At 68.8% G+C, this 11,154-nt stretch carries 9 protein-coding genes; 8 read left to right on the top strand and 1 reads right to left on the bottom strand.

Going from position 1 to position 11,154, the window contains the following annotated elements; all coding sequences use genetic code 11:
• From sucB to ACWF62_RS14140, 5 genes are all read left to right on the top strand, one after another.
• Window positions 1–937: 2-oxoglutarate dehydrogenase, E2 component, dihydrolipoamide succinyltransferase (gene sucB / locus ACWF62_RS14160; protein ID WP_452630379.1), on the top strand; the 937-nt coding region annotated here is incomplete at its 5' end.
• Window positions 938–1,075: 138 nt separating this feature from the next.
• Window positions 1,076–1,969 carry a TIGR01777 family oxidoreductase gene (locus ACWF62_RS14155; RefSeq protein WP_378570473.1) on the top strand — a complete coding sequence of 298 codons (894 nt, stop codon included), beginning with the start codon at window positions 1,076–1,078 and terminating at the stop codon, window positions 1,967–1,969.
• 69 nt (window positions 1,970–2,038) lie between these two features.
• Window positions 2,039–2,803 carry a lipoyl(octanoyl) transferase LipB gene (gene lipB, locus ACWF62_RS14150; protein WP_378508397.1) on the top strand — a complete coding sequence of 255 codons (765 nt, stop codon included), beginning with the start codon at window positions 2,039–2,041 and terminating at the stop codon, window positions 2,801–2,803.
• A gap of 44 nt (window positions 2,804–2,847) precedes the next feature.
• Window positions 2,848–3,879, top strand: a complete 1,032-nt coding sequence (gene lipA, locus ACWF62_RS14145) for a lipoyl synthase (protein WP_378508435.1) — start codon at window positions 2,848–2,850, stop codon at window positions 3,877–3,879.
• 78 nt (window positions 3,880–3,957) lie between these two features.
• Window positions 3,958–4,713 (top strand): DUF4191 domain-containing protein, encoded by a 756-nt coding sequence (locus tag ACWF62_RS14140; RefSeq protein WP_452630378.1) that lies wholly within the window; start codon window positions 3,958–3,960, stop codon window positions 4,711–4,713.
• A gap of 203 nt (window positions 4,714–4,916) precedes the next feature.
• Here ACWF62_RS14140 and ACWF62_RS14135 read toward each other — a convergent pair whose 3' ends face one another.
• The gene (locus ACWF62_RS14135) at window positions 4,917–5,414 is read right to left on the bottom strand and encodes an RDD family protein (RefSeq protein ID WP_378508395.1); all 498 of its coding nucleotides are present in this window, start codon (window positions 5,412–5,414) and stop codon (window positions 4,917–4,919) included.
• Between the two features lie 194 nt (window positions 5,415–5,608).
• Between ACWF62_RS14135 and glnA the strand changes: the two genes are divergently transcribed.
• The 3 genes from glnA (at window position 5,609) to ACWF62_RS14120 (ending at window position 11,043) form a co-directional block, all read left to right on the top strand.
• On the top strand, window positions 5,609–7,045 hold the full coding sequence (gene glnA, locus ACWF62_RS14130) for a type I glutamate--ammonia ligase (RefSeq protein WP_378508394.1): 1,437 nt from the start codon (window positions 5,609–5,611) through the stop codon (window positions 7,043–7,045).
• A 249-nt stretch (window positions 7,046–7,294) separates the two neighbouring features.
• Complete coding sequence (locus tag ACWF62_RS14125; protein WP_452630377.1) at window positions 7,295–8,560, top strand: Fic family protein; 1,266 nt, start codon at window positions 7,295–7,297, stop codon at window positions 8,558–8,560.
• 356 nt (window positions 8,561–8,916) lie between these two features.
• Complete coding sequence (locus ACWF62_RS14120) at window positions 8,917–11,043, top strand: oxidoreductase (RefSeq protein ID WP_378508392.1); 2,127 nt, start codon at window positions 8,917–8,919, stop codon at window positions 11,041–11,043.
• The last annotated feature ends 111 nt before the right edge of the window (window positions 11,044–11,154 follow it).

The raw sequence follows: 11,154 nt of genomic DNA, 5'->3' as shown, positions 1-11,154 counted from the left end.
CTACGTGACCCCGCTCGTCCGCAAGCTCGCGGCGGAGAACGGCGTCGACCTGGCGGCCGTGACCGGCACCGGTGTCGGTGGTCGCATCCGCAAGCAGGACGTCCTCGCGGCCGCGGAGACCAAGAAGGCTCCCGCCGCGGCACCGGCCGCACCGGCTGCCGCGGCCCCCGCCGCCGCCGCGACCCCCGCCGGTGTGCGTCCGGAGCTCGCGCACCTGCGCGGCACCACGCAGAAGGCGAACCGGATCCGTCAGATCACGGCGACCAAGACCCGGGAGTCGCTGCAGACCACCGCGCAGCTGACCCAGACCTTCGAGGTCGACGTCACCAAGGTTGCGGCGCTGCGCTCGCAGGCCAAGGCCGGGTTCGCCGACCGCGAGGGCGTCAACCTGACCTTCCTGCCGTTCTTCGCCAAGGCCGTCGTCGAGGCGCTCGGGGCGCACCCGAACGTCAACGCCAGCTACGACGAGGGCACCAAGGAGATCACCTACCACGCGGCCGTGCACCTCGGCATCGCGGTGGACACCGAGCAGGGCCTGCTCTCCCCGGTGATCCACAACGCGGGTGACCTGTCGCTGGCCGGGCTGGCCCGCGCGATCGCCGACATCGCCAAGCGTGCCCGCTCGGGTGGCCTCAAGCCGGACGAGCTGGCTGGCGGCACGTTCACGATCACCAACATCGGCAGCCAGGGTGCCCTGTTCGACACCCCGATCCTGGTGCCGCCGCAGGCCGCGATGCTCGGCACCGGCGCGATCGTCAAGCGTCCGATGGTGGTGACCGACGACAACGGAAACGAGTCCATCGGCGTCCGGTCGATGTGCTACCTGCCGCTCACCTACGATCACCGCCTGGTCGACGGCGCCGACGCGGGTCGGTTCCTGACCACGATCAAGCAGCGGCTCGAGGACGCGGCGTTCGACGCCGACCTCGGCCTGTAGGTCAACCCGGCACTGGCGGGCGGGGGCACCATCGCGATGTCGGTGGTGCCCCCGCCCGTTTCCGGGTGAGGGGCACATTCGGCCCGGTGGACCGGTCGACGGTGCCCGTCACCCCCGGCATCGGAGGAGTCCCGAACCATGCGCGTGACCATTGCCGGGTCGTCCGGCCTCATCGGAACCGCCCTCGCCGCGGCGCTGCGCGCGGACGGGCATCAGGTCGACAGGCTGGTTCGGCGTCCGGTCGCCGGCCGCGACGAGTTCCGGTGGGATCCGGAACGGGGCCGGGTCGACTCCCGCGCCCTGGACGGCGCCGACGCCGTGGTGAACCTCTGCGGCGCCGGGATCGGTGACCGGCGCTGGTCCGGCGCATACAAGCAGGTGCTGCGCGACAGCAGGATCGTCCCCACCGACGTGCTCGCACACGCCGTCGCGGACCGGTCGGTGCCGGTGCTGGTCAATGCCAGCGCGGTCGGGTTCTACGGGGACACCGGTGATCTCGTCGTCACCGAGGACTCCCCCGCCGGTTCCGGCTTCCTCGCCGGCCTGTGCCGGGACTGGGAACGCGCCGCCGCATCCGCCGCGGCCGCCGGAACCCGAACGGTGCTGCTGCGCAGCGGCACGGTGATCGCCCCGTCCGGTGGCCTGATCGGACGCCTGCGGCCGCTGTTCCGCGCCGGTCTCGGCGGCCGACTCGGCAACGGTCGGCAGTTCCTGTCCTGGATTTCCCTCGACGACGAGGTGCGTGCCATCCGGGCCGCCCTGACCACCCCGGAACTGTCCGGCCCGGTCAACGCCACCGCACCGAACCCGGTGACCAACCGCGACTTCACCGGGGCGTTCGGGCATGCGGTGCACCGCCCGACGCCGTGGGTGGTCCCCGGGGTCGTCCTGCGGGCCGCGGTCGGGGAATTCGCCGACGAGGCGGTGCTGCACGGCCAGCGGGCCGTGCCCCGCGCTCTGGAGGCGACGGGATTCACCTTCCTGCACAACACGATCGCCGACGCCCTCCGGACCGCCGAGCGCGGGCGCTGACCCCGGCGAACGTCCGGGACGGCGGGTGGTCGCCGGGCGTCTCCGGGGCACCGGCGTAACGTGTCGACGATGAGCAGCAGCGCCGCGTCCGCCCGGTTCAGCGCCGACCCGCTGGAGGTCCGTGAACTCGGTCTCGTCGACTACCTGGAGGCCTGGGAGCTGCAGCGGACCCTCGCGGACGCCCGCGCCGACGACCGCGGCCGCGACACCTTGCTCCTGCTCGAGCACCCGTCGGTGTACACGGCGGGACGCCGCACCCAGCCGGAGGATCGTCCCACCGACGGCACCCCGGTCATCGACGTGGACCGCGGCGGCAAGATCACCTGGCACGGTCCGGGTCAGCTGGTCGGCTACCCGATCGTCAAGCTCGCCGAACCGGTCGACGTGGTCGCCTACGTCCGCCGCATCGAGGAGGCGCTCATCTCGGTCTGCACAGGCCTGGGCCTGCCCTGCGGCCGGGTGGAGGGCCGCTCCGGGGTGTGGCTGCCCGCGGGCCTGCGCGGCGGCGTGTGGCTTCCCGAACGGAAGGTGGCCGCGATCGGGGTTCGGGTACAACGGGGCGTCGCGCTGCACGGGTTCGCGCTCAACTGCGATGCCGCACTGGACCGATTCGACGACATCATCCCGTGCGGGATCCCCGATGCCGGCGTCGGCTCGCTGACCGGGGAACTGGGCAGGCGGGTGACCGTCACCGAGGTGATCCCGGCGGTGATCGCGGCCCTCACCGCCGCGTTCGACGGGACGCTGCCGGTGGCCGACCACGACATCGAGCGGGTCACGTTCGACGCGGCAACCGCACCCGAGCCCGCGTTCACCACGCACCGCTTCGGCTGACCGCGGGCCGCCGATGTGACGGGCGTAGCATCGCCATCGTGACTGTGGCACCCGAGAACTCACCGGCCGCCGCCCCACAAGGGCGCAAGTTGCTCCGCATCGAGGTTCGCAATGCCGAGACCCCGATCGAGCGGAAGCCGAACTGGATCAAGACCCGCGCGAAAATGGGTCCGGAGTACACCGAGCTGAAGACGCTGGTGAAGTCCGAGGGCCTGCACACGGTCTGCGAGGAGGCGGGCTGCCCCAACATCTACGAGTGCTGGGAGGACCGGGAGGCCACCTTCCTCATCGGCGGCGACCAGTGCACCCGCCGATGCGACTTCTGCCAGATCGACACCGGCAAGCCCGCCGCCCTCGACCGCGACGAGCCGCGACGGGTCGCGGAATCGGTGCGGTCGATGGGCCTGCGCTACTCCACCATCACCGGGGTGGCCCGCGACGACCTGCCCGACGAGGGCGCCTGGCTGTACGCCGAGACCGTCCGGCAGATCCACGCGCTGAACCCGACCACCGGCGTCGAAAACCTGATCCCCGACTTCCACGCGCACCCGGACCTGCTGGCCGAGGTGTTCGACGCCCGCCCCGAGGTGCTCGCCCACAATCTCGAGACGGTGCCCCGCATCTTCAAGCGGATCCGGCCCGCGTTCCGCTACGAACGTTCCCTCCAGGTGCTCACCGCTGCCCGCGACTTCGGGCTGGTCACCAAGTCGAACCTGATCCTCGGCATGGGTGAGACCCCGGAGGAGGTGCGGGCGGCGATGGTCGACCTGCACGACGCGGGCTGCGACATCATCACCATCACCCAGTACCTTCGGCCGTCGCCGCGGCATCATCCGGTGGAACGGTGGGTCAAGCCGGAGGAGTTCGTCGAGCACTCCGAGTTCGCCACCGAGCTCGGCTTCGCCGGGGTCATGGCGGGACCCCTGGTCCGGTCCTCCTACCGGGCCGGACGGCTCTACGCGCAGGCGATGGCCCACCACGGCCGCCCGCTCCCCGAGGGTCAGGCCCACCTCGCCGACGGGGGCGACGCCGCCCAGGAGGCCGGGTCGCTGATCGCCCGCCTCACCCGCGCCTGACTCGCCGACCGCTCGTGCTCGGCCGGACGCTCCGGTCGGGTGCGATCGACCGGGCGCCCGGGTCGTATCCTGTGGGGTATGGCGAACGGCAGCAAGACCGGTAAAGCGGGCAAGGCAAGCAAGGAAGCGAAGGCCGCGGCGAAGGCGGCCCGCAAGGCGGCGTCGAAGGAACGGCGCAGTCAGCTGTGGCAGGCGTTCCAGCTGCAGCGCAAGGAAGACAAGCTGCTGCTGCCGCTGATGATCGGCGCCGTCGTCGGCCTCGCCGTCGTGTTCTTCCTGATCGGTTTGCCGTTCAGCCTCCAGTGGTTCCTGCTGCCGATCGGCATCCTGGTCGGTGTGCTCGCTGCGTTCCTCATCTTCGGTCGCCGCGTGCAGCGGACGGTCTACGGCAAGGCGGACGGCCAGGCGGGTGCCGCGGCGTGGGCGCTGGACAACCTGCAGGGCGGCTGGCGGGTGACCAACACCGTCGCCGGCACCACCCAGCTCGATGCGGTGCACCGCGTGATCGGCAGGCCGGGCGTCATCTTCGTCGCCGAGGGATCGCCGCAGCGGGTGAAGTCGCTTCTCGCGCAGGAGAAGAAGAAGACCGCGCGCCTGGTCGGCGACACCCCGATCTACGACATCGTGGTCGGCAACGACGAGGGGCAGGTGCCGCTCGCACAGCTGCAGAAGTACCTGATGAAGCTGCCCAAGAACATCGACACCAAGCGGATGGACACGATCGAGTCGCGGCTGGCCGCGCTCGGCACCAAGGGCGGACCGGCCATGCCGAAGGGTCCGCTCCCCGGCGGCGCCAAGATGAAGGGCATGCAGCGCACCATCCGCCGCCGGTAGGCGCTTGGCGCGGGCGCTTCGCGCTGATGCGCGTTCTCGGCCCTTCCGCGGTCGTCTCACGTGATGCACAGAACGCTCACGACCACCTCTCGCCGAATCTCTCGATTCGAACGACGTGGTCGTGAGCGTTCTGTGCTGTGTGGGGCCGAGAACAGGCATCGGGGCAGCACTCAACCGTGTGGAGTACCACCCGGCGGACGCGCCTACCGGGAGCGGACCAGCACGGTGCCGGTCGCGCGGTCGTGCATGCCGCGACCCTCGATATCGGTGATCAGCGCGGGCACCACGAACACGAGCAGCACCTGCCGAGCGAGGGCCCGCACGATGCCCACCGGAACCGGCTTGTCGATCCGCGCGACCTGCAGCCCCAGGATGAACTGGCCGGGAGTGAACGAGAACAGCGTCACCGTGACGACTCCGACCACGAACCACAGCGCAAGCGCCACCAGCGTGGGCCGGTCGTCCACGACTTCACCGCGGAGCATCTGCGATACGACCGGGGCGAAGATGAGCGCCGAGACACCGGCGGCCATCAGCCAGTCGATCATGAGGGCCCCGATGCGGCGACCGCTCCCGACGAGAGACCCCGGGCCGGTCTCCGGCAACCCGATCCGCTCCCCCCGGTACTTCGGGGTACCGTCGTCGTCGATCGGGAGTGCGGCCGCCGGGCCGGAGAGCCAAGATCCAGTCATACGCGCCATGCCGTCCAGGATAGGCGCATCGCGGCACCTCACCGGCGGCGCGCGTCGGCGATGTGACGTGGGTCGTATATCGCGACGTGTAACACTGGCGAAACATGGACTTGATTACTGGGCAACACCGAGTCCATACCGTCGCCTCGACGAACCCGCCCGATGGTCACCACTGGCGCGGACCCAACTGAAGGAGCACAAGCGTGGCGTTCAGCACGGCCGAAGAGGTCATCAAGTACATCGCCGACGAAAACGTCGAGTACGTCGACATCCGGTTCAGCGACCTGCCGGGCGTCCAGCAGCACTTCTCGATCCCCGCCTCGGCGTTCAACAAGGACGTCTTCGAGGACGGTCTCGCGTTCGACGGCTCCTCGGTCCGCGGCTTCCAGTCCATCCACGAGTCGGACATGATGCTGCTGCCCGACGTCAGCACCGCGCGGATCGACCAGTTCCGCAAGGCCAAGACGCTGAACATGGACTTCTTCGTCCACGACCCGTTCACCCGCGAGTCCTACAGCCGTGACCCCCGCAACGTCGCCCGCAAGGCCGAGGAGTACCTGAAGTCCACCGGCATCGCCGACACCGCCTTCTTCGGTGCCGAGGCCGAGTTCTACGTCTTCGACAACGTCTCCTACGAGTCGAACATGAACGGCGCGTTCTACCAGCTCGACTCCGTGTCGGGTTCCTGGAACACCGGCAACGAGCGCAACGCTGACGGCTCCCCGAACCTCGGCTACAAGGTCCGCCCGAAGGGTGGCTACTTCCCCGTCGCCCCGTACGACCACTACGTCGACCTGCGTGACGACATCTCCACCAACCTGACCAACGCGGGCTTCGAGCTCGAGCGCGGGCACCACGAGGTCGGCACCGGTGGCCAGCAGGAGATCAACTACAAGTTCAACACCCTGCTCGCCGCGGCCGACGACCTGCAGCTGTTCAAGTACATCGTCAAGAACACCTGCTGGCAGCACGGCAAGTCCGCCACCTTCATGCCGAAGCCGCTCTTCGGTGACAACGGGTCCGGCATGCACGTGCACCAGTCGCTGTGGAAGGACGGCAAGCCGCTGTTCCACGACGAGTCCGGCTACGCGGGCCTGTCCGACCTGGCCCGCTGGTACATCGGCGGCATCCTGCACCACGCACCGTCGCTGCTGGCGTTCACCAACCCGACGATCAACTCGTACCACCGCCTGGTTCCGGGCTACGAGGCGCCGATCAACCTGGTGTACAGCCAGCGCAACCGCTCCGCCGCGGTCCGCATCCCGATCACCGGAAACAACCCGAAGGCCAAGCGCCTTGAGTTCCGTGCGCCGGACTCCTCGGGCAACCCGTACCTGAACTTCGCCGCGCAGATGATGGCCGGCCTGGACGGCATCAAGAACAAGATCGAGCCGATGGCGCCGGTCGACAAGGACCTCTACGAGCTCCCCCCGGAGGAGGCCCGCAACATCCCGCAGGCCCCGACCAGCCTCGAGGCCGTCATCGACCGCCTCGAGCAGGACCACGACTACCTCACCGAGGGTGGCGTGTTCACCACCGACCTGATCGAGACCTGGATCTCGATCAAGCGTGAGCAGGAGATCGCCCCGGTCAACCTGCGGCCGCACCCCTACGAGTTCCAGCTCTACTACGACGTGTAAAAAACTGCCGCCGGAATCGGGCCGCTGACCTGGGTGTCCAGGTCGGAGAGCCTGATTCCGTTCCGCAGTGCGTCCACAGAGTTTCGAGTCGGCCCGCCCGGCGATCACCGAACCGATCGCCGGGTGGGTCGACTCGTCTGCGTCGCATCTACTTACAGACGTAGCCTCTATTTTATCTACACGATCATCTGGATAGAATATGACCACCTGGGCATGTCCCTACATGATGCAGGGACCTGGAAGGACCAGATGACGTACCGGACGTTGAAGTCGATCTTTCACCAACGAGATCGTGCTGGCGCCGATGCTGAGGAACGAGCGCGACGCGAGTCGCCCGCCGCCGTCCACTGGGACCTATTGATTGGCGAACACTCGATGTTCGCGCTGATGACACTCGAAGTCGCGGCGCTGATCGAACGGATCATGAGCTTCGAGCCCAAGATTCAGACCGAATGGGTCGGGTTGCCAGTCCGCGCGCGCAGCGACTACCTGCATCGCATGGTCGTCGACGAGGTCCAGGCAACGAACGAGATCGAACAGGTCCGCTCGACCAGGAAGGAGATCAGCGAGGCAATCAATGTGGTGCAGTCGGAACAGCGTCTCGCGAACAAGCGGTTCGCGGAGATGGTGCGGCTCTACCTCGACATCGGCAACGACCAGGCCGAGAGTCCGCAGACACTCGGCGACATCCGGGCCGTCTACGACGCGGCAACTCACGGCGAGATTCGCGACGAGGACGCCCCCGACGGGAGGCTGTTCCGGCAGGGACCGGTGTCGATCACCTCAGGCATCAAGGTCGTGCACACCGGCGTGCTGCCCGAATCAGCGATTGACCACGCCCTGACGCTCATGCTGAGCCAGGGACGCGACGACTCGATCCCTCGGCTGATCAGAGCAATCGTCGCGCACTTCATCTTCGAGTACACACACCCGTTCTACGACGGCAACGGCCGAACCGGGCGCTACCTGCTCGCGCTGGATCTCCGGCAGGTGCTGGCTCCGCATGCGAGTCTGGCATTGTCGGCGACCGTCGCCGACCACAAGGATCGGTACTACAAGGCGTTCGCTGACGCGGAGAATCCGTTGAACCGCGGAGACCTGACGCCCTACCTGATCGACATGCTGGAGATCATCGCCGAGGCGCAACATCGCCTGTTGCTCGACCTCGCGGAGCGCAGGCAGAAGATCGACGCACTCGAGGCGCTTATCCGCGTGCTGCTGGCGGATGAGCAGTTTCCGCGGAACGTGGGGCTCGACCACGAGGCGACACCGCCGATTGATCGCGCCGCCATCGGTGAGATCCTGTTCACCCTGGGCCAGGCCCACTACTTCGATGCGAACCGCACCGTCAAGTTGGACACCCTGGCCGAGGCGGTGAGTCGATCCAGCCAGTTCGTCCGCCCGCGGCTTCGGCGCCTGGACGAGGCCGGAATCATCGAGTCGGTGACGAGGAAACCGCTGCGTTTCCGGCTCACTGCGCTCGGCGTCTCGCTCCTCGAACTGGACGGGGAGTGATTCGCTCCAGGCGGTAGGTGGATGCCGCGCGTTCGGGGGGAGTCCGGGAAGGCGTCCCAGTCCTCGTAGTTGTCCTCGATGCGCTGCGTCAGGAACGGCAGGTCACCGCCCAGGTGAGCGATGTGGAATCGGATCGACAGGAACCGCCACGGCACGTCCGCCTTCAGCAGGTGCAGGACCGCCATGGCGTCCACGTGTGCGTGGGTGTCGATCGTGCGAATCCCGGTCACGGCGTCGCCGCTCTCGGTCCGTGCGTCAAGTGTCCCCCGTCCGCGGGACGCCGCTGCCGGCCGCGGGCGGTCCCGATGAGCGAGAGCGACAGCACGAACGGTGCGGATGGTCAATAGCTTCGACTGGTGACGACCGGCAACCAGACATACCCGCATCTCCTCGCGCCCGGCACGATCGGGCCGATGACCCTCGACAATCGAGTGGTTCTGCCCGCGATGGACATGAACCTGTGCGAGGACGGCGAGATCCACCAGGGCGACATCGACCACTTCGTCGCCCGCGCGGCCGGCGGCACCGGCCTGATCATCACCGGGTGCTGCGCGGTCGCGTACCCGACCGGGTCGACCAGCCTCAAGGAGCCCGGCCTGTCGGAGGACCGGTTCATTCCCGGCCTCACGGCGCTCGCCGACGCGGTCCACGACGCGGGCAGCAAGCTGTGCGTGCAGATGACGCACCACGGTCGGGTTGCCCGCATCGACACCCTCGAGGGCCGCGCGATGCTGGTGCCGTCGCAGCCGAAGCCGCCGGGCGACATGAGCGCGATGGTCGACTGCACGCCCGAGGAGCTCGGCAAGATGGCCGCGATCCAGGGTGGCAAGAAGGCGTCGTACCGGGAGGCAACGCACGACGACCTGGCGTGGCTGGTGACGATGTTCGCGGACGCCGCCGAGCGGGTCCGCAAGGCGGGTGTCGATGCCGTCGAGATCCACTGCGCACACAACTACGTGCTCGGCGGATTCCTGAGCCGCTACTCGAACCAGCGCACCGACGAGTACGGCGGGTCGCTGGAGAACCGCGCCCGGCTCGCCTGCGAGGTGATCCGCGCCGTCAAGGAGCGCGCCGGCGACGACCTGGCGATCATCGTGCGCGTCGCGGGCCAGGAGTACGGCGAATCCGACGGGCTGACCGCCGACGAGGCGGCCGCCGCCGCCGTCCTGTTCGAGCGGGCCGGTGCGGACGCCATCCACGTCACCGGCACCGCACTCAACGCGTTCGCGAACTTCACCGACGGCCCGCTGCCGGACAAGGTCGGCTACTACACCGACAACGCGTCGGTCATCAAGCGCGCGGTCTCGATTCCGGTGATCACCGTCGGCCGGATGCTGCCCGACGTCAGCGAGCGGCTGATCGCCGAGGGCCGCACCGACTTCGCGGCGATGGGCAGGCAGCTGCTTGCCGATCCCGGGCTGGTGAACAAGCTGAAGGAGGGCCGCGCCGCGCAGGTCCGGCCCTGCATCAACTGCTACGTGTGCGTGCAGGAGAACTTCTGGGACGACACCCCGCTGTGCGCGGTCAACCCCACCCTCGGCAACGAGACCCTGCTGCCGTTCCCCGCGATCAAGGCCCGCAAGCACGTCGTCGTCGTCGGCTCCGGCCCGGGCGGGCTCGAATCCGCCCGGATCGCCGCCGAGCGCGGCCACCGGGTCACCGTCCTGGAGAAGTCGGACCGGCTCGGCGGCACCCTGTGGTTCTCCAGCCTCACTACCCCCGACAACGGCCGCCTGCTGGACTGGCTGGCCGGCGAGACCGCACGGCTCGGCGTCGAGGTCCGACTCAACACCGCGGCCACCGCGGCGTCGGTGCGTGCGCTCGCTCCGGACGCCGTCATCGTCGCGACCGGCGCGGTGCGCGCACGCCCGAACGTGCCCGGCGGCGACCTGCCGCACGTGCAGACCGGTGACACGATGCGCGCGCTGATGACCGGGTCTGGCGACGTCTCCGACCAGTCGCTGCTCTTCCGCACCCTCGGCAAGGTGGCGGGGCTGACCGGAATCACCAAGAGCGCAAACCGGATTCGTGACCTGAGCAGCCGCTTCCTGCGGTTCGTCCCGATGGCGAGGAACGTCGTCGTGATCGGCGGCTCGCTGGTCGGTCTCGAGCTCGCCGAGTTCCTCGCCGAACGCGGCAGCCGCGTCACCCTGATCGAGGAGGGCAAGCAGCTCGGCGTGCCGATGGCGATGCCGCGCCGCTGGACCGCGGTCAAGCACGCCCGCGAGGTCGGCGTGAACATCCACCGCACGGCGACGGTCACCCGGATCACCCGCAAGACCGTCGAGTTCACCGCTGGCGGCGAAACCCTCACGGTGCCCGCCTCGCTGGTCGTGGTGGCCACCGGGGTCTCGGCGTCGGCACCGCTCGCCGACGCGCTCGCCGCGGACGGCGTCGACGTCCGCGTTGTCGGCGACGCCGGATCCGTCGACTACATCGAGGGTGCGATGCACTCGGCATGGAAAGTCGCCGCGACGATCTGAGTCGCGTTCCGCCGCCACCGACCTCGGGCCCGCCCCCGCCCCCCCCATTGTCCAGCCCAACCGCATCCGGGTCCCCATTAAACCCCCACAGGCCCCCAAACACTTTTGTAC

This window comes from Rhodococcus sp. NPDC054953, assembly GCF_053609225.1.
Note: the sequence above shows the minus strand (reverse complement) of the source record. Positions and strands in the feature narration are given on the sequence as shown.